The 24,396-nt window shown below is 28.0% G+C and carries 21 protein-coding genes; 20 read left to right on the forward strand and 1 reads right to left on the reverse strand.

What is annotated here, in order from left to right; all coding sequences use genetic code 11:
* Positions 1-89: 89 nt before the first annotated feature.
* From aspS to JG780_RS05985, 15 genes are all read left to right on the forward strand, one after another.
* A complete protein-coding gene (gene aspS, locus JG780_RS05915; RefSeq protein ID WP_287569513.1) occupies positions 90-1,835 on the forward strand; it encodes an aspartate--tRNA ligase in 1,746 nt (581 codons plus the stop codon).
* A complete protein-coding gene (locus tag JG780_RS05920; protein ID WP_004102775.1) occupies positions 1,828-2,160 on the forward strand; it encodes an STAS domain-containing protein in 333 nt (110 codons plus the stop codon). Before aspS ends, JG780_RS05920 begins: the two co-directional genes overlap by 8 nt.
* A gap of 10 nt (positions 2,161-2,170) precedes the next feature.
* Entirely contained in the window at positions 2,171-2,839 is a 669-nt protein-coding gene (gene cmk, locus JG780_RS05925) for a (d)CMP kinase (protein ID WP_287569515.1), read from the forward strand.
* Positions 2,812-5,247: a bifunctional 4-hydroxy-3-methylbut-2-enyl diphosphate reductase/30S ribosomal protein S1 gene (locus JG780_RS05930; RefSeq protein WP_287569517.1), complete on the forward strand. Its 2,436-nt coding sequence runs from the start codon at positions 2,812-2,814 to the stop codon at positions 5,245-5,247. Before cmk ends, JG780_RS05930 begins: the two co-directional genes overlap by 28 nt.
* Entirely contained in the window at positions 5,216-6,535 is a 1,320-nt protein-coding gene (gene der, locus JG780_RS05935; protein ID WP_287569519.1) for a ribosome biogenesis GTPase Der, read from the forward strand. Before JG780_RS05930 ends, der begins: the two co-directional genes overlap by 32 nt.
* Before the next feature lie 24 nt (positions 6,536-6,559).
* Positions 6,560-7,621 (forward strand): BMP family lipoprotein, encoded by a 1,062-nt coding sequence (locus JG780_RS05940; protein ID WP_004102779.1) that lies wholly within the window; start codon positions 6,560-6,562, stop codon positions 7,619-7,621.
* 29 nt (positions 7,622-7,650) lie between these two features.
* Complete coding sequence (locus JG780_RS05945) at positions 7,651-8,571, forward strand: ABC transporter substrate-binding protein (protein WP_287569522.1); 921 nt, start codon at positions 7,651-7,653, stop codon at positions 8,569-8,571.
* Complete coding sequence (locus JG780_RS05950) at positions 8,568-9,986, forward strand: HD-GYP domain-containing protein (protein WP_287569524.1); 1,419 nt, start codon at positions 8,568-8,570, stop codon at positions 9,984-9,986. The genes JG780_RS05945 and JG780_RS05950 overlap by 4 nt, the downstream gene beginning before the upstream one ends.
* 65 nt (positions 9,987-10,051) lie before the next feature.
* Positions 10,052-10,186, forward strand: coding sequence for a 50S ribosomal protein L34 (gene rpmH, locus JG780_RS05955; RefSeq protein ID WP_004102791.1), 135 nt, complete (start codon positions 10,052-10,054; stop codon positions 10,184-10,186).
* The gene (gene rnpA / locus JG780_RS05960; protein ID WP_114702443.1) at positions 10,168-10,563 is read left to right on the forward strand and encodes a ribonuclease P protein component; all 396 of its coding nucleotides are present in this window, start codon (positions 10,168-10,170) and stop codon (positions 10,561-10,563) included. The genes rpmH and rnpA overlap by 19 nt, the downstream gene beginning before the upstream one ends.
* A complete protein-coding gene (yidD, locus tag JG780_RS05965) occupies positions 10,535-10,780 on the forward strand; it encodes a membrane protein insertion efficiency factor YidD (protein WP_114702442.1) in 246 nt (81 codons plus the stop codon). Before rnpA ends, yidD begins: the two co-directional genes overlap by 29 nt.
* Positions 10,777-12,081, forward strand: a complete 1,305-nt coding sequence (yidC, locus tag JG780_RS05970; RefSeq protein WP_287569529.1) for a membrane protein insertase YidC — start codon at positions 10,777-10,779, stop codon at positions 12,079-12,081. Before yidD ends, yidC begins: the two co-directional genes overlap by 4 nt.
* Before the next feature lie 5 nt (positions 12,082-12,086).
* Complete coding sequence (jag, locus tag JG780_RS05975; protein ID WP_004102799.1) at positions 12,087-12,758, forward strand: RNA-binding cell elongation regulator Jag/EloR; 672 nt, start codon at positions 12,087-12,089, stop codon at positions 12,756-12,758.
* On the forward strand, positions 12,712-13,053 hold the full coding sequence (locus JG780_RS05980) for a cupin domain-containing protein (protein WP_004102801.1): 342 nt from the start codon (positions 12,712-12,714) through the stop codon (positions 13,051-13,053). Before jag ends, JG780_RS05980 begins: the two co-directional genes overlap by 47 nt.
* The gene (locus JG780_RS05985) at positions 13,046-14,068 is read left to right on the forward strand and encodes a potassium channel family protein (RefSeq protein WP_287569532.1); all 1,023 of its coding nucleotides are present in this window, start codon (positions 13,046-13,048) and stop codon (positions 14,066-14,068) included. Before JG780_RS05980 ends, JG780_RS05985 begins: the two co-directional genes overlap by 8 nt.
* Here JG780_RS05985 and JG780_RS05990 read toward each other — a convergent pair.
* Positions 14,046-16,427 (reverse strand): WD40 repeat domain-containing protein, encoded by a 2,382-nt coding sequence (locus tag JG780_RS05990; protein ID WP_287569534.1) that lies wholly within the window; start codon positions 16,425-16,427, stop codon positions 14,046-14,048. The genes JG780_RS05985 and JG780_RS05990 overlap by 23 nt on opposite strands.
* A 200-nt stretch (positions 16,428-16,627) precedes the next feature.
* On the opposite strand from JG780_RS05990, the gene glnA reads away from it, so the two are divergent.
* The 5 genes from glnA to JG780_RS06015 all read left to right on the forward strand — a co-directional run bounded on the left by glnA (position 16,628) and on the right by JG780_RS06015 (position 24,285).
* Positions 16,628-17,998, forward strand: coding sequence for a type I glutamate--ammonia ligase (gene glnA, locus JG780_RS05995; RefSeq protein WP_287569536.1), 1,371 nt, complete (start codon positions 16,628-16,630; stop codon positions 17,996-17,998).
* Between the two features lie 126 nt (positions 17,999-18,124).
* Positions 18,125-19,516 (forward strand): GGDEF domain-containing response regulator, encoded by a 1,392-nt coding sequence (locus tag JG780_RS06000; protein ID WP_287569537.1) that lies wholly within the window; start codon positions 18,125-18,127, stop codon positions 19,514-19,516.
* Positions 19,517-19,533: 17 nt separating this feature from the next.
* A complete protein-coding gene (locus JG780_RS06005) occupies positions 19,534-20,598 on the forward strand; it encodes an endonuclease/exonuclease/phosphatase family protein (protein ID WP_287569539.1) in 1,065 nt (354 codons plus the stop codon).
* Between the two features lies 1 nt (position 20,599).
* Complete coding sequence (locus JG780_RS06010) at positions 20,600-23,959, forward strand: RecQ family ATP-dependent DNA helicase (protein ID WP_287569541.1); 3,360 nt, start codon at positions 20,600-20,602, stop codon at positions 23,957-23,959.
* A 2-nt stretch (positions 23,960-23,961) separates the two neighbouring features.
* Entirely contained in the window at positions 23,962-24,285 is a 324-nt protein-coding gene (locus JG780_RS06015; RefSeq protein WP_114702434.1) for a hypothetical protein, read from the forward strand.
* Positions 24,286-24,396: the final 111 nt, after the last annotated feature.

Below are 24,396 nucleotides of genomic sequence, written 5' to 3' on the forward strand. Positions count from 1 at the left end.
GAAAAAATGTTTAAACATCCAATGACTGATATTGGTATAGAAAGATTTTTAAAAGATTGGGAAAAATATAAAACGGGAAGGTGAGGATTTTGTACAGAACTCATACTTGTGGGGAATTAGACATTAAAGATGTTGGAAAAAAAGTTGTTTTATCCGGCTGGGTTGATAGAATACGAGATTTAGGAGGAATAAAATTTATTATTTTGAGAGATAGATATGGAGTAACTCAGGTAGTTGTAAATCCAGAATCGCCAGCTTATGAAATTTCACAGAAAATAGGAAGAGAATGGGTAATACAAATTGAAGGAACAGTTTCTGAAAGGCCTGAAAGTACAAAAACAGAAACTCAAACTGGTGAGATTGAAGTAATTGTAGAGAAAATAACTGTTTTATCAAAAGCAGAATTGCCACCATTTTATCCTGGAGATAAGGTGTCTGAAGATTTAAGGTTGAAGTATAGATATCTAGATTTAAGAGATAAAAACATGAATAAAAATCTTATTTTTAGGCATAAAATGGCACAAGCTGCTAGAGAATTTTTGAATAAACATGGATTTTTGGAAATAGAAACGCCTTATCTAACAAAAAGCACTCCTGAAGGTGCGAGAGATTTTCTTGTTCCTTCAAGATTACAAAAAGGAAAATTTTATGCTCTTCCACAATCACCTCAACTATTTAAACAGCTTTTAATGGTTTCTGGATTTGACAAGTATTACCAATTTGCAAGGTGTTTTAGAGATGAGGATTTGCGTGCCGATAGGCAACCTGAATTTACTCAAATAGATATTGAAATGTCTTTTGTAGAAATGGATGATGTTATAAATTTAATGGAAAACTTTGTTAGGTATGTTTACAGCTCTGTTGGAATTAAACTTCCTGAAAAATTTGATAGAATTACCTATGATGAAGCAATGGAAATATATGGTAGTGACAAGCCAGATAGAAGGTTTGGTATGGAATTGAAAGATTTAACAAATTACTTTAAAGACACTGATTTTAAGATTATTAAAAATGTTATAAACAATGGTGGTTCAATAAAAGGTTTTATTACCCAAATTCCTATTAGTAGAAAGATAGCTTCTGAATTAGAAAGCTATGTTAAAGAATTCGGACTTGGTGGTTTGCTATGGTTCAAGCTTGAAAATGGAGAAATTTCTTCGCCAACTAATAAATTCCTTGGCGGATCATATGAGAATATTTCAAAGGATTATAATCTCAAAGATGGAGATGTTGTTCTTTTAGCAGCTCATACAAATAGAGAGCAGTTAAATACCGCACTTGGAGCGTTGAGATTAAGAATTGCAAAAGAACATTTTAAGAATTTGGAAGAAGGTTTTGATGCATTATGGGTAGTTGATTTTCCATTTCTTGAATGGAATGAAGAAGAAAAAAGATATGTAGCTCGCCATCATCCATTTACAATGCCTAAAAACATTGATTCAAAACCTGAAGACATAAAGGCATATGCATATGATATGATATTAAATGGAAATGAAATTGGTGGAGGTAGTATAAGAATACACAACTCTGAAATTCAAAGAAAAGTTTTTGAAATAATTGGGCTAACTAATAAAGAAGCAGAAGAAAAATTTGGTTTCCTATTAGAAGCTCTAAAGTATGGTGCGCCTCCTCATGGAGGAATAGCATTTGGTTTTGATAGAATGGTTTCAATTGCTTTAAGAACCTCTTCTATAAGAGATGTAATAGCTTTTCCAAAAACTAGGAGTGGAACTTGTCAGCTAACAGGTGCACCATCAAGTGTAGATAAAAGTCAACTAGAAGAGTTATCAATAAAATTGTTTGATATTAAAGAAGGAGGGGATGAAAATGAATAACACTAAAGTAGAATTCATTGAAAAAGACCAATATACAATTGCAAAGGTTACAGGTGATATTGATGCATATCATTCAGCAGATGTAAAAAAAGATATTAGGGAAAAAATGTTAGCAACTGAAAAAGGTAAATTTGTAATTGATCTTTCAGAAGTAAATTATATAGACAGTGCAGGTCTTGGAAGTTTAGTTGCAATATTAAAAGATGCTAGATTAAACAATAAAGAATTAGCATTATTGTCTCCAAAACAATCAGTTATGAGAGTATTTGAAATGACTAGGTTAGATAAAGTATTTCATATTATTTCATCAATAGAAGAGTTATAGGTGATAAATTATGCCTTGTAGAATAGCAATAGACGGACCTGCGGGTTCTGGTAAAACTACTGTTGCAAAAATTCTTGCCAATAGGTTAGGCATTTATTATCTTGATACAGGTGCGATGTATAGAATAATTGGGCTTTATCTTGATAAAAAAGGAGTTGAAAATGACTCAGATATTGAAAGAGAACTATCGACAATAAAATTAGAATTTATAAATGGAGATTTTTATATTAATGGTAAAAGAGTTGGAGATGAAATAAGAACCCCTTACGCGGGAATTTGTGCTTCAAAATATGCAAAAAAGGCTATTGTTCGTGAGTTTCTAACTAGAATACAACAAAAAATATCTAAAAATGAAAATATTGTAGTAGAAGGCCGTGATATTGGAACGGTAGTAATTCCTGATGCTGAAGTTAAGATTTTTCTAGTAGCTTCTGCAGAGGAGCGTGCAAAAAGAAGATATAAAGAACTATTAGATAAAGGTGTTAAAGTTTCATATGAAGAAGTTTTGAATGAGATCATTTTAAGAGATAAACAGGACACTGAGAGAGAAATTGCCCCTTTAAGACAGCCAGATGATGCTATTTTAATAGATTCAACTAAATATACAATAGAGGAAGTTATTAATAAAATTTTAGAGGTGGTACTAGAAAAATGCAAATTAAAATTGCAAAAGGAATAGGTTTTTGTTTTGGAGTAGAAAAAGCTGTAAATGTTACAAAAGAATTGTTGAAATCCGGTAAAAAAGTTTTTACAGATGACGATATAGTTCATAACAAACAAGTAATGGAAGAACTTGAAAGATTAGGCTTATCATATGATAATGGCGATATATATCTTATTAGAGCACACGGCCTTCCAAAAGAGAAAATTGAAAAAATAAAAAAAGATCATAGAGTGGTAGATTTAACTTGTAATATAGTTTATAACTTATTTAAAACTGTTGAAGTATATGAAAATAAAGGATATCAAGTTGTTGTGTATGGAAAAATTACTCATCCAGAGATGATTGCCCTAAAAAGCTATTCGAAAAATGCAATTATTACTATGGAACCTCTTGTTGTAAAAAGTGATAAGATTTTTGTAGCTAGCCAAACCACAATGTCATACAAGGATTTTGAAAATTTTTATAATAAATTAAAAGATATCTCGATTTATAATGAATTTAAAGTGTTTAATAGCATTTGTAATATCACTCACAACAGAGAGATAGAAGTGGAGAAACTTTCAAAAGAAGTAGACCTGATGATAGTAGTTGGTGGAAAACATAGTTCAAATACTAGAAAATTATTCAATATTGCATCACAACATACAAAAGCTATACATATTGAAACTATTGATGAAATAAAGGAAATACCCAAGGGGGTCGATAGTGTTGGTATTATAAGTGGAACTTCTACACCAAAAGAAATAGTTGAAGAAATTGCTGCTGGATTAAAAAAGCTAGGAGGGATGCTGCAAATGGAAAACAATTTTGAAAAATTATTAGATTCTTATTTATTTGATAATGTAAGAAAAGGAGAGATAGTTGAAGCAGTAGTTTTAAGAAAAGGAGAATCAGAAATATTTGTAGATTTTGGATGGAAAAGTGAAGGAGTAGTAACTTCGGACGAATTAGTTAAAGATGTAAAAGATTATAAGATTGGTGAAAAACTTTCTCTAATACTTTTAAGAAAAAACGATGATGAAGGTATTGCATATTTATCAGAAAAAATTGTATATTCGAAAAAATTGAAAGAAATATTAAAAGAAAAATTTGAAAAAGGAGAAAAAATAATTGGTAAAGTTAATTCTGAAATAAAAGGTGGATATAAAGTACTAATAGAAAATACAATTCAAGCTTTTCTTCCAAAAAGTGAATCAATGATATTTGATGGAAACATTCCAAAAAGTCCTTTGGAATTTAAAATTATAAAATTTGAAGAAAGAGGCAAAAGATTAAATATTATTCTTTCTAGAAAGGCATTTATAAACGAGCAAAAAGAAAAATTCTTTAATGAAAGAAAAGAAGGAGACATAATAGAAGGAATTGTCAAAAAAATTGAAAAGTTTGGGGCTTTTGTTAGAATTTTTGAAGGGATAGATGGATTGCTTCCAAATTCTGAGGTTTCATATGATACATCTTTGAAAGTAGAAGACGTGCTAAGCGAAGGACAATCAGTAAAATTATATATTAAAAAAATAGATAAAGAAAATAGAAAAATTCTATTGAGCTTAAAAGAATTAATGCCTGATCCATGGCAAAATGTAACGAAAAAATACAAAGTTGGAGATATTGTAAGTGGGAAAGTAAAAAATATACTTTCGTATGGTTTTTATGTCAATTTAGAGCCAGGAGTTGATGGACTTGTACATATTGATGATATTTTTTGGGGCAGAAGGGGAAAAATTAGTGATATAGTCTCAGTTGGAGATATAGTTAAGGTAATGATTAAAGAAATAGATCCAAACAATAAAAAGATGAGATTAAGTTACAAGGAAGTTGAAGGAGATCCATGGGAAAATATTGAAGAAAAGTATCCAGTAGGAAATACTATAACAGGAACTGTAAGTTTCATACTTGATAAAGGAGTGATCGTTGAAATTGAAAGAGGAATTAGTGGTTTTTGCCCAATCTCAGAAATTTCATGGAATTATATCTCTTCTGTAAAGGATGTTTTAAATGAAGGCCAAAAAGTCAAGGCTGTTATTACAGAACTTGATAAAGAAAACAGAAAAATGAGGTTGAGCATCAAAAGAGTACAAGAAAATCCTTGGAAAAAATTTAAAGTCAATCATAAAATTGGTGATATAGTTGCAGTAAAAGTTATAAAGGAATTAAAATCAGGTTATGTTGGCGCGTGTGAAAATGTTGAAATTTATTTACCAAAATCTCATGTTTTGAAAGAAATAACTTTAGGTGATGAATTAAAGGTAAAGATTATACAAATTAAAGAAGACGGTGAAATATTGAGAATTACTGCAAGTGAAAAAGAACTTGAAAATGAGAAAGTTATTGATAGTCTAAAAGAAGAATTTGAGAATGAAAGATACACAACAATTGAAAGGAAGGTAGACAATGCCAACAGTATTGATAGTGGGCAAGAGTAATGTTGGAAAGTCCACTCTTTTTAATAAACTCATAGGTTATAAAAAGTCAATAGTAGATGATAAAGAAGGTGTCACACGAGATGCGGTAAGTGGCCGCGTCTCGTATTATAGCAAAACATTTAATATAGTGGATACTGGTGGAATATTTGAAAACCCTGAAGATGATATAATAAACAAATCAAAAGATTTAACACTGAAAATGTTAAATGAAGCAGATTTAATTCTTTTTGTTATTGATGCAAAGAATGGAATAACATCTGAAGATTATTATCTTGCTGATATAATAAGAAAGTCTAATAATGATGTAATTTTAGTATCTAATAAATCTGAAAGTGAAAGACGTGTTCAAAATAATTTACCTGATATTTATAAGTTAGGATTTGGTGATCCAATTTTTGTTTCAGCAGAGCAGGGAAAGAACATTGACACGTTAATTGAAAGAATAGTAAATGTACTTGAAAGCAAAGGACTATCACTAGAAGAAAATCTTAAAGAAGAAAGTCAATCCATTATCCGGGTTTCATTTATTGGTAGACCAAATGCTGGGAAATCAACACTATTTAATTCCATATTGAATAAAGAAAGAGTTTTGGTAACACCTATACCTGGAACCACAAGAGATTCTGTTGATGAACTAGTAACCATTAATGGAAGAAAATACTTATTTGTTGATACTGCAGGTTTAAGAAGAAAAAGTAAAGTTGATTATAAGAGCTTAGACATGTATAGTAATGTGCGTTCAATAAAAAGTATAGAAAATTCTGATGTTGTAGTAATTTTAATTGATGCTACAGAAGGTATTACACATCAGGACCAAAGAATTGCTGGAATTGCAGAAAATAGAGGGAAGGCAACTATAGTTGCCTTTAATAAGATTGACTTGATAAAAAACTTCAAATATAAGAAAGAAGAATTTATAGATCAATTTAATGAAAAACTATATTTTATTAATTATAGCCCATTAATTTTTTTAAGTGCAATTAATAAGAAAGGAATTGATAATCTTATAAATGCAATTGATGAAGCATATAAGTCTCTTCATTACAGGGTTCAAACAAGTGCAGTTAATTCAGCAATACAAAGAATGATGGCGTTTACACCACCGCCAAAAGGTCTTAAGATTTTGTATGGAACCCAAGTTGATATACGTCCACCAACCTTTTTGTTTTTCACTAATGGTAAAAAAGTGCCGGAATTTTATCAAAACCATATAAGAAAAACTATTAGAGAAAATATTTATCCATTTGTTGGGGCTCCAATATTCTTAAAATTTAAATCGAGGCATTAAAAATTTTGGGAGGAGGGGGATTACATGAAAAAATTACTCTTTTTAGTTTTTATTTTAATTTTTTCAAGTCTTTTTGCTTTTAAAGTTATTATGGTTACAGATGTTGGGGGGTTAGGAGACGGATCATTCATGGATGGGACATGGTCTGGAATAGTTAGGGCTTGTCAAGAATATGGTATTGAATATGAAGTGATTCAATCAAAAGAACAAAGTGATTACATTAGCAATTTGAGCAAAGCAGCTGAATCAGCTGATGTAGTCTTTGCAGTTGGTTTTTTGATGTCTGATGCATTCTATAAAGTTGCGGAACAATACCCTGAAACCTATTTTGTTGGAATAGATTTTCACCAAGAAAAAGATTTGCCAAATGTAATGACATTTACATTTAAAGAACAGGAAGGTAGTTTTTTAACGGGGTATTTGGCTGCTGGAATGACTAAAACTGGAAAGGTTGCTATTATCGGAGGTATTCCAATTCCACCTGTTAAAAGATATGAAATAGGTTTTAGAACAGGAGTTAAGGTCTATAATAGTATTCATAACACTAATGTTGAAGTAAAAGTTGTATATGCAAATAGCTTTACGGATCCAAAAAAAGGAAAAGAATTAACTCAAGCACTGATTAGCGAAGGTGTTGATATTATACAACAAGCTTGTGGTGGTACGGCTCTTGGAATAATAGAAGCTATAAAAGAGGAAAATTTAAAAAATGTTACTAGTAAAGAACTTAAAGAACTTATCGATTACATGTATTTAAATGGCGGATATTATATGCTTGGTGGAGATGTAGAGCAAGAATGGCAAGCTCCTGGACACATTCTTGCAAGTGCTATTAAAAGAGTTGACAATGCAAGTTACATGGGTGTTGTTAAGGCATTTACAGGTGATTGGCATCCTGGAAACATAGAATTGGGGTTAAAAGAAGACGGAGAAGGAATAAGCAGAATGCCATTTACAAAAGGATTGGTACCTAATGATTTAATTTACGAGCTTGAATATTTGATCAGTCTTGTAAAACGTGGAGAATTTAAAATTCCAGAGACTGAGGATGAATTAAATGCCCTAAGAGTTAAAATTCAGTTTTAAAGATATTTATCAAAAAAGGAAGCGGTAAAATGAAAAAATTGAATTATAACCTTTATATCTTAATTATCATTGCAATTATTTTTTTGCAAATTATATATTGGTATTTTGTTCAAAGTAACACTTATGGATTTTTATATTCGTTAAAAAATTCATCACATAATGTTGTTTCAAGTTATGATGGGAAATTAAAATTTATTTCATTCAACGAAGATGGTTTTAAAAAAAGTGATTTAAGATTTTTAAAGTCTAAAGGTGTAAATATTATAATTGGACCAAACTTTAGTAGTAGTATTGCCATTATAGAAAAAGAATTAGAAAAATACGATTTGATAGCATTATCTCCGAGTATTACTTCAAATGATTTATTGAATAATAAAAATATTTTTTCTTTTGTTCCAATAAATAAGGTACAAGTTGATGTAATTGTCACTTTTTTGAAAGAAAAAAATATTAAAAATGTTCTTTTAGTGCTTGATCCTTTTAATAAGATTTATTCTAAAGATTTTTTAGATATTCTTAAAACTTTCAATGGAAAAGCCATGTATTTCTATTCCGCAAGGCTTTCAAATATTGTTTTAGATGATTTTGATGCAATTGTAATAACACTATCTCCTAACTTAGCGCTAGATTTTTTTAACATACTAAGTGATTTTAGAGGAATAGTTTTACTATCCGACTCAGCAATTGACAGTTCTTTGAGAATATTACCCTCTTACAATAATCTATATCTTGTGGATTTTGGGTTTAAACAGATTGATTGGTCTTTAATAACAATTAATGAGATAATTAATCTTTTGTCAAAACATAAGTTTATCTCTTCCGAGCAATTTGTAAGTTATTTTACAAGTCATACTGTTGTAAATAATCAAGCTTTTACACCGGAAGGATATTTAATAAGGGATATACACATAGAAAAATTTGATGTATTAAGAAAGGGGGTTTTCAATTGAGAAAAAATAATGTTATTAGATTTAACTTAGCATTTTTTACAACTCTAATTATTATAATAACAATATTAATTCACGGTTTTCTACTAAAGTTAAATATTAGAGATTCTAGTAGATTTTTAGCTAACTATTTTGATAATTTGATCTCAAGCCGTATATTTTTGAAATCAAAACTTGACAGAAATTTTTTTGATCCTCAAATGAAAATTGATCTTTCAAAAATTTTGGTTGAAGGTCCTAATGATTATATTAAGGGAATTTACTATTCATCAAATTCTATAAAATACGTTGAAAAATCTAGAGATAACTATCTTTTGTATGAAATTCCATTAACGTTGTTTAATTTTAACCAGTCTTCACTTAAACATTATGAGATATTGGTAAATAATAAAGTTGTGTACTCAAATGAGATATCAAAAATTGGTAGTGAATACCATAGCAATATACTTGATTCAAAGTATTTATCAAAATATGGGTTTGAAATAGTGGTAGGTTATAAAACCTCATTTTTTATTGGATCATATTTGTTAATTGTTCTACCAATTTTGGTTTTGTTGTTGATATTCTATTATGTTCTTTATAATTTAAGAAGAGATGCTGTAGGTTTGGATATAACTTTAAAAAATCTAACCATAGAATTGAAAAAAACTTTTGAAGAATTTAAGACTAAAAGAGTTTTAAGTTTTAATAAGCAGATAACAAATAACGAAAGAATAAATACTCTTCAGGAAATATTTATTAGTATGTTTGATGAATTTAAAAAAATATTGAATGAACATGAAAAAACTAATGAAATACTTGAAGAAACAATGGCAGAACTCGAGGAGACTAACGCAGAATTGGTGGAAAAAAATTTACAAATTATCTCAGTTCTTGCTGAAGCTGTTGAAATTAAAGATTCAGTAACAGGAAATCATTCAAAAAATGTTATGAATTTATCTATAGAGCTTGCTAAAGAGCTTGATGTAAGCGATCCAGCAGAACTTGAAGCAATAAAATACGGTGCAATTTTGCACGATATTGGGAAAATAGGAATTCCAGAACATATTTTAAATAAACCTGGAAAATTGGATGATAAAGAATTTGAAATTATGAAAAAACATACTATATTTGGTGAAAAAATAATAAAAACTATACCTGGTTGGGATTTAGTGGCAGATGTAATAAGGCATCACCACGAAAATTGGGATGGTAGTGGATATCCAGATGGTTTGAAAGATGGAGAAATAAGCTTAAGAGCACAAATAGTTGCAATAGTAGATGTTTTTGTAGCATTAACTGAGGATAGACCATATAGAAATGGGTTATCCGTGGAAAAAGCTATTGAAATTATGAAAGAAATGGTTGGAAGCAAATTTTCACCTGAACTTTTTGAAAAATTCATTATGGTTCTAAAAAAACGCGGCTTAATAAATTAGTTGATTTAAATAAAAATTTATGATAACATAATAGCAGACTAAATTTTGGAAAAGGAGGAAAGGATATGAAAAGAACGTACCAACCTTCAAGAATCAAAAGAAAAAGAACGCATGGCTTTCTTGCAAGAAAGAAGACAGCAGGTGGTAGAAAAGTATTAAAGAACAGAAGAAGAAAAGGAAGATGGAGACTAGCAGTATAAAAAGGTTTGGTTTTAAAAAAGAAGAACGCTTGAAGCTCAGGAAAGACATTTTAAAAGTATACAAGAATGGAAAAAGTATTCAAAGTAGTTATTTTGTAATTTTGTATTGTAAAAATGGACTAGATTACAGCAAGTTCGCCTTTTCGGTAAAAAAGAAGTTTGGTAAAGCAGTAAAAAGGAATAAAGTAAAAAGATGGATGCGTGAAATTGTAAGAACAAATAAAATGAAAATTCCAAAAGGATACGATTATTTAATTATTGTTAGAAAATTGTTATCAAAGGATTTTGAATATATTCAATTTAGTCAATTTAAAGAAGCATTTTTAGAGTTATTCGAAAGGATAGGCAATGAGGAAAATAATATTAAAGCTGATTAGATTTTATCAGAAATTTATATCTCCTTTAAAACCACCAACATGTATTTATACACCTACATGTTCTGAATATACTTATCAAGCGGTCCAGAAGTTTGGAATTTTTAAAGGGCTTTTCCTGGGCTTCAAGCGTATTTTAAGATGTAATCCATTGCATGAAGGCGGATATGATCCAGTTCCAGAAAAGTTTTATATTTTTAAGGGGAGGCGGTCTGGTTGAAAAGAATAATTGCCGTCATTTTTTTGTTTGCTACACTTATAATGATTGCTGGTACAATTTCTGTGGAAGAAAGAACTGATGGAATATATGTTTTTACAAAATTTATGGAATATAAATTTGACTATAATGGAAATTTAAGTGAAGTATATAGAACTATTGAGAGAAGAACAAGAATGTTTTTATATTCAAACGATGGTTTTGATATTGAAGGTATTAGTTCAACACCAACTTTTAGTTGGCAAGGATTAAAGGATGGAGATAAATATACTGAAGTTACATTGAAATTTAACTATTCTGATGAAATTGAAAAAATATATAATTTCAAAGAGGGTCCAAATTATACATTTGATGTATCAGTTTTATCTTCGAAAGAAGTTGTTGTCCATGTGCCAAGAGTAGGTTTCGAAAATGATGATAGGTTTAGGAATAACATCTTTTTATCATTTTATAGTAAGGGTGACATAATTTCAATTATAAAATTTAATGGTAATACTCTAGGTGGGAATAGTGTTAAAGGATCAAATTTAAGATTCTTGGTGTATATTGGCCCTTATAAAAAAACTCTTATTAAAAGTGCATTTTCAGATGACTATGATTTGATTTCTGAAATGCTTAAAACAGTATCAGGTGTAGGTGGCTGGTTTGACTTTATACTTTATCCTTTAGTTTATTTCTTTGGTTGGATTAATGATTTTACCAGAAATTTTGGTCTTACAATTATAGTGTTTACAATTATTGTAAGGTTTGTCTTATATCCTCTTTATCACTCACAAACAAAGTCAATGATTAAAATGAGAAAGTTACAGCCTATAGTGGAACAGATTAAGAAAAAATATAAAGATCCACAAAAACAACAACAAGAATTACTTAAGGCATATAGAGAAAATAAAATCAATCCTGCAAGTGGATGTTTAATGGCTTTTGTGCAGCTTCCTATATTCATAATTCTTTATCAAGTTATTAGATACTATCAAGAAGAATTTGCTTTTAGTGGAAGATTTCTTTTCTGGAATGACTTAACAGCAGGTGGATTTAGTGCAAATTGGATTTTTTTGGTAATTCAGATAGTAGCAGGGTATTATCTAGCACTTATTACTAGTCAAGATTCAAGGACAGCATGGCAAAGCATAATAATGAGTTTTATTTTCCCATTTTTATTCATTGGTTTGCCGAGCGGAGTATTCCTCTATTATACGGCAAATACTTTGATACAATTAGGTATAACCTATTATATCTATAAAAGATATAAAATCAAGGGAATTACACAAAGAGAACTTTGGGGATTACCTAATAAGGGGTGAAAGACTTGAAAAAATTGACAATTACTGGTAAAAGTGTAGAAGAAGTCCTTGCAATATTTGAAGAAGAAATGAAAATTAACAAAAATGAATATGAATATTTAGTAATAGATAAAGGTTCAAGTGGTTTTTTTGGTTTTCTTGCAAGAGATGCTGTAGTGGAAATAACAATAAAAAAGGAATTTTATGAAAGAAAGCTTGAAGAATTTTTAAAAAACATTGTTTCCTATTTTGACTCAGATATTAAAGTAAGTGTTTTTTCTAAAAACCCTAGGCTTTTTATAGCTAGAATTGACGGTGAAGGAATAGGAAAAATTATTGGAAAACATGGTAAAGGTTTAGGTGCGCTTCAGCATATTGCAACAATATTTTTAAACAGACTTTCAGATATAAAAATTACTGTTATAATTGATGCAGGGGACTACAGAGAAAAAAGAAAAGAATTAATTAAAAAAATTGTAGAAAACGCAGTAGAAAAAATAACCTCTGGAGTAGAAAGAGTTGAGCTTGATCCAATGTTCTCTTTTGAGAGAAGGCTAGTTCACGAATTTTTAAAGAAATTTCCACATGTTCATTCTTATTCTGAGGGAGTTGAACCTTATCGTTATGTAGTCATAGAAAGGAGGAGAAATCATGATAATATCCAAACCAGAAAAAGTAGAACCTATAATAATAGATGATGGAAAAATCGAGAAAAGGATATTGATAGGTTCAAAGGATGGAGCAAAAAACTTTGTAATGAGGCTGTTTAAATTAAAACCCGGAGCTAATACACCTTATCATACTCATGATTGGGAACATGAGATATTTGTTTTAAAAGGGAAAATACAAGTTGTTTCTAAAGATAACAAAACTGATGTTACTGCAGGAACATTTATTTTTGTCAAACCAAATGAAGAACATCAATTTGTCAATGTAGGGAATGAAGATGCTGAATTTATTTGTGTAATACCTTACATTGAGGGAAATGAATAGGGAAAATATTGAAAAGACGCTTTTAAAACAAATTGCTTTTTTTTCAATATTAATAGTAATAGTTTTACTTTTAGGAGTCCTTTATTATCATTTTGTTGAAGGACTCCCTTTTGTTGATGCATTTTTCTTTACCGCAATAACAATTTCTACAGTTGGTTATACTATGCCAGAAAATTTATCCGAAGCTGGTAGACTATTTACATCGTTTTTAATTTTTTTAGGTATAAGTGTTGTATTATATGGTGTTTCAACTGTTACTGCAATAATTGTTGAAGGAAAGTTAAGTAATTATATGAAAGAAAGGAGAAACAGAAAAATGATTAGTAAACTAAAGGACCACATTATAGTGGTTGGGGCGGGTAAAACTGGCCAATATGTAATTGGGGAATTAATTCGAGAAAAAGAAAATTTTGTTATAATCGATTTGAATGAAGAAAACATAAATAAAGTGGTTGAAGGTTATAACATATCAATTCCATATATAGTTGGCGATGCTGCAGAAGAAGATATATTACTTGAGGCAGGTGTAACAAAAGCAAAAGCATTAATAACTACACTTCCTGAAGATCATGTTAATGTTTTTGTTGTCTTAAGTGCAAGAACTTTAAATCCAACAATGACTATAATTTCAAAAGTTAGTGATGTAGCATCAATTAGAAAACTTATTTATGCTGGAGCTACGACTGTTGTTGCTGCTGCTGAGATTGCGGGCACTAGAATGGCACGTCTTACAACTCGCCCAGACAGTGTTAACTTTTTAGATCTTTTTGCATTTGGAAATGAGTCTTACAGAATAGAAGAAGTTAAAATACCTCCAAAGAGCTCTATAATTAATAAAAAACTTTCAGAATTACAACTATCTAAAAAGTTTAGAATAATGGTAGTAGCAGCTTTAAGAAAAGGAGAAAATATATTTGGACCTGATGGCGATTTTGAAATCTTAGAAGATGATTCATTAATGATTTTGGGTAGAAAAGAGGATATTGAAGAATTTAAGGAATTTGCAAAACTATAGGTTTTTCACCTTCGGATAAGAAAATCTGATTTTTCTTTTCATCTATTGCTATAGACAAGACAGAAATTTTAAAATTACTATATGAATACAGTACATTTCCAGAAAAATCAATTATTTTTATAGAATTATCGTTTGCACCAGTTATTATTTTATCATTAAGAACTTTTATACTAAATATTGTTGAGTTATGAACATGTATCTTTTTAATTTCCTCATTTTTTAGATTATAAATATAACAAATTCCATTTTCATCACCAAAAACAAGATAATTTTTATAGATATCAAAGTCCCATATAGTACTTTCAGTATTAATTAACGTGATTTGTTTGTCTTTCAAAAAATCATACCTTATTATTTTTCCATTAATAAACGATAAAAACAAATAATTATTTTCTACTCTTATCTTAGTAATTTTTGAAGAAAATCGTTTTTCAAAGATAACATTTCCACTATTTAAATCATATCCGTATATAAATCCATCCCAACCACCAGAAAAAAGTAATCCATTTTGAAAATCAAGAGTCCAAACATAACCGCTGTGTAAAGAAAGTGTTTTAATGAGTCTTCCAGAAAAATCCCATATTTTTATAGTTCTATCACTTGATGCTGTTACAAATCTATTTTTGTCAATAATTTTTATATCTCTTATAACATCAAAATGTCCTTCAAATGTTTTTAAAAGAACTAATTTCTCACCATTAATTTTCCATATATTTATTTTACTACCTCCTGTAGTCACAAGGATGTCGCTATATGAATCAATTTTTGATATAATAAAATGTTTTTCAGATAAAGTCCCATACTCGTTAAAATTTTCATCAAAAATAATAATAGAACCATTATAATCTATTGCATAAAATTTTTTGTTATACGATTCAAGAAAAACAAGTCCTTTTTTCTCTAAAACATTATTGATTGAATTGCCTGAAAATGAGAATACTCCTTTTGAAGTAGATAAATATATTCTTGAATTAAAAACTACAGCATCGTAAATATTTGTATCTAACTTATATTTTTTACCTATTTCTCCATCAAATGTTATTGGTATACCATTCAAAATTTTAACAATTGGAGAATCTGAAAAGTCTTCTATGTTAAAATTATTATCAATTATATTGTAAGTAATTACTTTGCCTTTACTTGTTCCAAACAGTACCTTGTTATTATTAGTTTCGTAAGATATGAACCAATGATTTGGTATGGAAATATAATTAAAAAGTTGAAAATCTTTAAAAATAAAAAGCTCTTCATATGTACCAATAAATAAAAGATCTTTGAACTCTAAAATTAGTGTTATTTCATTCAGAGATTCGAACAAAACATTTGAATCTAGTAATAATTGGTTTTTTAAATTAACTATATAAAACTTTGAGCCAGAAATTTCAAAATTTGAAATTTTATAATACTTTTGTATAATTTTACCAGTTACAAGATCATATTTTAATAATGTCCCATCAAACTTTAATACATAAAGATTATTTTCAACAATTTTAGTTTTCTTTATTATTGAAAAATTATTTGGAAAATATGTTACTCTATAAGTTCCGTTGTTATCTAATTTTAATAACTTACCAGAACTGGTACTAATAAATATAGAATTTTGGCATTTACTTATGCTCAAAATTCCGTCGTTAACCACTCGAAGCTTGTTTTTTAATTTACCATCAAAAAAATATATATATCCATCCTTATCTCCAAAAATCAATTTATTACTATCTGAGTATGCAGCTGTAAAAGAATTGGTTAATTTAATAATGGAGTTCTCATTTAATAAATAACCATTTGATGATACAAAGTATATTTTGTTTTTAAATTTTACAACCTTTATTAATTTATATTCAAAATTTAAAGTTTTAACTAGCCTAAAGGAAGAAGTATCATAAACAATTACTACACCTTTTTCATCACAACTATAAACTAGATTTCCATCAAAAAATATGTCTCTAACCCATGCGTCATGTTTATAATTAAAAACTATATTAAATTTTTCTTTGTCAACTAAATATACCCTATTAGCTGAACCTGAGAATGCAATAAAATTTTCATTGGAGGTTACAGTAAATATTGAACCATTTTCATACTCTATTTCTTTTATCAATGTTCCATTACGTCTATCATATATTTTTAGTTTATTGTCTGGCTTATAACCTCCTACGTATATATTACTATCGTCTATATGTAAAGCTCTTGCCCAAGAATTGTGTGAATAAATTGTTTTTATAATAGTAAGTTTTTTATAATCCCATATAATAACTTTTCCATCAGAAGCTGATGTATATAATAGATTATCAAAAACTTTTACCTGCCATATTGCTCCTTGGTGACCAAAAAGATTAAAATTAAATCCAAAAATTTTCAAAAAGATTATAATAACCAAAAAAATTACATATCTTTTCATATCAAATATAATAGCATAAAAGAGTTAAAATAAGAAACAGTAAAAAAATTAAACAGAATTATTCTTATTAATGACTAAACATTAATAGCTATCATTGTTGAAAATTTTGTAAGATGTTAAACTATACATGCAATAAAAACAAATATGAATGGAGGTATAAGATGGAAATAAAAGAAATTTTAGAATTAGTTGAACGTGAAAAAATAAACTTGATAGACTTAAAGGTTGTTGATATTTTAGGAAAGTGGAGACATGTAACACTTGCAAGGACAAACTTTTCTGAAAAAACTTTTTATGATGGTGTAGGTTTTGATGCATCAAATTTGGGATATGCAAAGGTTACTAATAGTGATATGATTATGATCCCAGATCCATCCACTGCAATGATTGAGTATATAGGTGATGACAAGGTTCTTTCAATGATCTGTGATGTTTATGATGTAGAAACAGGAGAGCCTTCACTTCATGACCCAAGAAGCTTATTAAAAAAGACTCTTGAATCAATTAGTGATATTGCTGATAAAGTATATTTTGGGCCAGAATATGAATTTCACATTTTTAAAGATGTTAGATATACAGTTGAGAGTAATGATATTAGTGTTTACATTGATAGTGATGAAGGTTTTTGGAATTCGTTCGATAAAGGTGAATATTTTATTGGGAGGAAGAAAGGATATCATAGAATTCCGCCTTTTGACACTTTGATGGAAGTAAGAAATAAAATAGTAAATGAATTATTAAAATACGGTGTTCCAGTGAAATATCATCACCATGAAGTTGGAACATGCCAAGTAGAAATTGAGCTTAGTTTTGTAGATGCTTTAAAAGCAGCTGATTATACGCTTTTAGTAAAATATATTGCTAGAAAAGTTGCGAAAGAATATGGTTTGATAGTGACTTTTATGCCAAAACCACTGTACAATGAGGCAGGAAATGGAATGCATGTACATCAATTCATGGTAAAGAATGAAAAGAACATATTTGCTGGTAATAAGTTATATGGCCTTTCAGAAATTGCATTATCATATATTGCAGGTCTTTTAAAACATGCTGGCTCCGTAATGGCGTTTTCAAATCCTTCAACTAACTCATATAGAAGGTTAGTTCCAGGTTTTGAAGCACCAACAAACGCAGTTTTTGCTTTGGCAAACAGAACAGCAGCAATAAGAATACCGGCATATGTGAAAGATGATAAGAAAAGAAGAATTGAGTTTAGAACAATAGATGCTTCGTGTAATCCATATCTTGCTTTTGCTGCAATGATTCTTGCGGGTATTGATGGCATTAGAAAATCCTTAGACCCAACTCAAGAGGGATTTGGACCGTTTGAAGGTGATGCGTATAACGAAAACATTAAACCACTTCCAACGTCGCTTGATGCCGCTTGTAATGAGTTAAGAAAAGATAATGAATATTTGACAGTATTTCCAAAAGAATTAATTAATCACTGGATAAGAATCAAATTGAGTGAGTCGAGAGAAATAATGTCAATTCCTCATCCAAAAGAATTTGAAAATTATTTTGACGTATGAGATTCAAATATTAATGAATCCCGGGATTTAAATATCCCGGGATTTTTATTTAAACATTTTGTAAAATAAGATGTTTTTGTTATAATTTAATAATGATAAAAAAATAAGTGGGGGTTAGGGAATAATATGAAAAAAATATTATTAGTTGATGATAGCAAGTTCTGGAGATTGCTATTGTATGATTTATTAAAAAGTAATTATGAAGTTTATATTGCTGATTCTGGATTTGATGGTATTAAAAAAGCTTTTGAATATTATCCTGATATCATCTTAACTGACTACAATATGCCCGATATATCGGGTATATTTTTATCCATTGTGCTAAGAAATTATGATGAGTTCAAAAATTCTGGAATATTTATACTTACAAGTTCTGACGATAAATTAAACGATTTTTGGGTAAAAAAGAGCGGTGCAAATAAATTCTTTTCAAAATCAATTTTTAAAGAAAAAGACAAGTTAGATGATTTTCTTATAACCTTGAAAATGAAGGATTTTTATTCAATTAAGACAAATAATCATAAAATTTCTAGAGAGAAAATATATGAAATTATAGAGCAAAAATTAAAAAGTGAGATTTTCCAAAAAGAAATTCTAAATTTATTAAAATATGTCAGAGACGAAAAGCATCTAGTTTTTAGGTTATATAGCTTCTTTAAAGATTTATTTGATGTTGATTCATTCTTTGCTTTATTACTTTCTGAATCAGAAGGTAGAATTTATTCATTCAATGGAAATGTGAGTAAGAATCATGCAAAAGCACTTTTATTATCTTATTTTGAAAAACCTACTATTCCTACAACCTGGACTTTCATTGGCGATTTTAATGATAATTCGAGTAAGAAAATAAAAGAACACGAAAAATTTCTTATAAAATTTGAAAACAAAGAAGAAGGGATAATCCTTGTGGAACCTAGGTTAAGCAATTTCAAAAGTATGACCGACTTGATATCCACTAGTTTGGGAGTCGTTTTTAACACTTTAAACAATTTTAAAGAATATATAAATGCCTCAATTTTTGATGGGCTTACAGAGTTGTACAACAAAAAGAACTTGATTATAAAAATTGAAGAATTTGTTAAAAAATATTCTACAGATTCAACTATTGCAATTATTGATATTGACAACTTTAAAAGTGTGAATGACAAATATGGGCATGTTGTTGGAGATAAGGTTTTAAAAAAACTTGCGGAGATTATTAAAAATAGTATTGATAAAAATGCCATTGCTGGAAGGTATGGTGGCGAAGAGTTTATAATTTTATTCAATTCTCCTGATGTTGCATTTACTACTATTGAAAAAATATTTGATACAATTCATAAAACGGATTGGGGGGATATTTTAAATGATAAAAGAAAAATTACAATAAGTTGTGGAGTTTCATCTTATAAAATGAATCAAACTATTACTGATTTTATTGACTCTGCTGATAAACTTCTTTATAAAGCTAAAAAAGATGGAAAAGATAGGTATTATTTTGAAAATTATAATTTAATGGAAAATAAATATATAGTTTAAAAGAAAGGGGTAGGGGTATGAAATATATAAAATTAACTCTTATATTGTTGATATCTATTGCATTAGTTATTGCAGGATATTTTGGAATATTAATATTAATTGGTACTCTTACTGATTATAAACCTGAAGAAGTGGAGAAAATAGAAGTAGAAAATGTTTCAACATTAACAATTGATAGTAGTAAGTTGACTATATTTGATTGGAATATAGGTTACGGTGGTCTAGGAAAAGATATGGACTTTTTCATGGATGGAGGAAAAAAGGCTATAACTGAAAAAAATGATGTTATAAAAAATCTTGAAGGAATAAAAGAAATACTTATAAAAAATAAAGCCGATATTTATCTTATACAAGAAATTGACAGAAAAAGTAGAAGATCAGGGTATATTGATGAACTAGAATATTTAAAAGAAAAAGTTTTTAAAAATTATAATGCTGCATTTGCTTACAATTACAAAGTAGTGTTTGTTCCGGTTCCTTACCTAAATCCCACAGGAAAAATCGAAGCAGGACTTGCAACATTTTCGAAGTATAAAATTGATGAAGCATTGAGAATGGCCCTACCAGGTGAATATGAGTGGCCTACTAGGCTTTTTCAGCTTGATAGATGTCTAATATTAACAAGAATGAGAGTAAAAAATGGAAAAGATTTAATTATTTTGAATATTCATCCGAGTGCCTATGATCCAGGTGGAAAGCTTAGAGAACAACAATTAAAATTTATAATGGAAACAGCTAAAAAAGAATACGAACTTGGGAATTATGTAATTATAGGTGGAGATTGGAATAGTGAATTTTTTGATAATTTAGACTTTAAATATACAGAAGAAAAACCTGAATCTTATATTAAACTTCCGGATTTTTTCAAACTTGAGGGATGGAAATGGGCTATTGATAATACTGTTCCAACAAATAGATCTCTTAAAACAAAATATATTCCTGGGCAAAGTTTTGTTACTGTTATTGATGGTTTTTATGTTTCGCCAAATATTGAAATAGACTATGTGAAAAATATTGACTTGAATTTTGAATTTACAGATCATAACCCAGTAATTTTAAAAATTACATTAGTTGAAGATTAAGATGTATGAATTTATAAATGAATTAGAAAAATTTGATAATCAAAAGGAAAAATTTAAAATAATTGAACAAATAGAAAATTATCAAATTTATTGTTTGGAGCATTATTATCCAAAAAATTCTTTTTCTGATTTTGTTTTGGATGAGAGCGAATTAGATTTTAGAAATTTAGTTTTTAAATTTAAAAATGGAAACAAACAAGCACAAAAAAAGATTATAAAAAAATTGGTACCCTCTATTAAAAAATTGAATATTATAAGTGAAGATTTTATATTTTTAACAATACCAGCATCTAAGAAAGCTGAAACAGAAAAAAGATATAAATATTTTTCTAAGAAATTTTCTAAATTACTGAACATAGAAGATGGATATGGTATAATATCAAACAAAATTGAAAAAGAAGAAAAACATCTTTCAGGAAGAAAAGTAAATTTTTTAGATTACATTGAGATTGATGAGGAAAGAATAAAGAACAAAAATGTTATTCTCTTTGATGATATTATATCTTCTGGAAAAACATTCTTAGAAATTGCGAATCGACTAAAACAATTAAAAGCTAAAAAAATAATAGGAATTTTTTTAGCAAAAACTGTTTCAAATAAAAGTAATGAAAATAATTTATTTTTTGCAGGTTTCATTCCAAAAAAGTTACTAAATAATATAAAAAATAATGAACTAGCATTTAACATTGAAAAACATTATGAAAAAAAACATAAAGATGATTCAAAGATCTCGATTATTGCAAAGATATATAACAATATTATACTTAGAGGAATTCCTACATTGCCTTCCATTTTTTTAGAAAGAGAAATTCTTTCTTTGGGGAGAAAGGAAATAGGAATATTATCTGCATGGCTTCATAAAGCATTGATTGAAGCCATTATTGATGGACTGTTTTTTAACAAAGAAAAATGGAAAATTTTAATTATTGAACGAGATTTTGAATTTGCGAAAATTGCAATGATTGATTTTATAAACAATATTCGAAAAATAGCCCAGCTAAATGACTTAAATTTCCCGGATATTACATTTGATGTAAAAAATCAAAATATGTTAAATTGCAAAGTTGAGTATAATTCGTATGACTTAGTGATTAACATAGGTTATACAAATACTGAAAAAACAAAAATTAATTCTAATAATTACATGTATGTATTCCCAAACACTCTAGAATCAAAAGTTAGATATGATTTTTATAAATTTCTACCTATCAAATACAACTTAGAAGGTAAAGAAGAAGTTTTAAAATATTTTTTGAAAAATATTTTTAGAAAAGAAGAATTTAGAGAAGGCCAAATTGAAATAATAAAAAATATTCTTTCGCTAAAATCAACTATAGGACTTCTTCCGACAGGTTCTGGTAAATCTCTATGTTATCAGTTTAGTGCTTTATTTCAACCAGGAATGATTGTTATTGTTGACCCATTAAATTCTCTTATGATCGACCAATGCAATAATCTTAGCAATTTAGGAATTAAATCTAATGCGTATATAAACAGTAACATAGGTAGTATTGAAAAAACCGAATTGTATCAAAAGATATTAGATTGTGAAATAAAATACTTATTTATTTCTCCAGAGAGATTACAGATGAAAAGTTTTAGAAAAATTTTAATACAGTTTTTAGAGAATTACTCAATTCCTTTTTTTGTAATAGACGAAGCCCATTGTATTTCTGAATGGGGGCATGATTTTAGAACTTCTTATCTAAAACTTTATGATAATATAATAAAAACAATAGAATGTGAACCTATAATTCTAGCTTTAACAGGGACTGCTTCAAATGTTGTTTTAATAGATATACAAAAAGAGCTTAATATTCTTTCATTTGAATCTGTAATTTTTCCTAAATCTTATGAAAGAAATGAACTTGAGTTTAATATTTTTAGAGGAAAAGATAAAAGAAAAATTTTAAAGTGGATATTAGAATATGATTTACCAAGCAGATTTAAAGTTAGCCTAGAAAAACTTTCAGGAATAATATTTTCAAGTAAAATAAATGGAAAAGATGGTATTATATACATACATAAATATTTGAATGAATTTGGAATAAATTCAAAATTTTATTCTGGAAAAGTTCCTAAAAAAATAAAAATTTCAAATTATGAAATACAAAAGAAAATTATACAAACACAATTTAAAAAGAACAAATTTCCAGTTCTAGTTGCAACCAAAGCCTTTGGAATGGGAATTGATAAAGATAATATAAGATATACAATACATTATAATTTACCTTCATCGATAGAATCATTTTACCAAGAGGCAGGAAGGGCTGGAAGAGACAAAAATAAAGCTATATGTTATTTAATATTTACGGAACATTCTCGCACATTAACTGATTATCTCTTAAATACAGATAATGATGTTTCGGTTATTAAAGAAATTTTTAAAACTTCTCAAATAAAAGACGATGTATCAATTCAGTTGTATTTTCATTTGAGATCATTTCCAGGTAAAAAATATGAAATAATTGAAATTATTCGTTTTTTTAATAAGTTAAGGGAAAATTCAAATAATTTCAAAAAAAATATTGTAAAGCTTCAAACAAAGGATAAGTATGTTGAAAAGATTCTCTATAGGTTATCAATTTTAGGAATTATAGATGACTATACAATTCGGTATGATAATAAAAATATAATCTACGAGATAGTATTAAAGAAATTTACCAAAGAGATAGTGTTGTTGAACTTATTAAAATTTGTTTCTCGGTATAAATTTAAAAATTATTTAGAAGAAACTTACAAATTATTAAAAGATAAAGATATTGAAGATTATATAGTGTTTCTAATTAATTTTATATATGAAGAGATCGAAAAAAGAAAAAGAAGATCTATACATTATTTGGTTGAATTGTCGAGAAGTTATTCTAGCAATAATGACATAAAGAATTTTATAAATAACTACTTTTCAAAACATTCATATAGTGATATGTTAGATGAATTAAACAAAGAAATTAAGGAAGAAAAAATTTTAAAGTTTTTAGATATATTAAATCAGCTTGAAGATTACGAGATCAAAATTATATATAAAAGTCTTAGTAAATACAATAAAAATATTTCTATGAACCTTATTAGTGTTTTTTTAAAATTAATTTTAAATCATAATATCAAAAAAATTATTCCAGAATGGGAATTTTTTTGCAAAAATTCTAATTACTTTTCTAGTAATTTCATTGAAAAAATCTTTATATTTCTAGAAAAATTTGATCATTTTGAGGAATTTTATAGAGTTTTTCTAAAGTATAATTATGACAAGAGTATAGTCAAAAAATATTATTATATAGACAAATCATTATCAGCTAAAATTATTTTAAATTCTTTGTACAAAGAGCTAAAAAAATTAACTTTAGAATTGGAGGGATAATTTTGGAAGAAATGTTTGAAGTTGAAGAAACTCTTAAAAAGATCAACTCTGAAGTAAAAAAATTAAAAACATACAATGATTCAATTGAAGTAATTGAAAAAAGTCTCAGTGAAATACTAAATAGTTACAAAAGAACGCTTTCCAAATTAGATGAATACATTAAAATAAACAACGATTTAGAAGCTCAAATAAAACAGCTAAATTTAAAATTGGAAAAAATGAATGATGATTTTTTTAAAGCTAAGAGATTTTTAAAAGATAATATTTTTGAATACTCAATTATAATCGTTTTTATAGTCTTTTTAATTTTTGAAATATTAAAATGAAATCTCTGCCCCTGGTGGACTTACCCCCGAAAGTGAAACGGATAAAAAAATAACTATACACTTTTCAAACAACATGGTTTCGGTATTCCACCGGAGCCATGTTTTTTAACC

The sequence above is a fragment of the Thermosipho sp. (in: thermotogales) genome, assembly GCF_020054775.1.
Lineage (GTDB): Bacteria > Thermotogota > Thermotogae > Thermotogales > Fervidobacteriaceae > Thermosipho > Thermosipho africanus.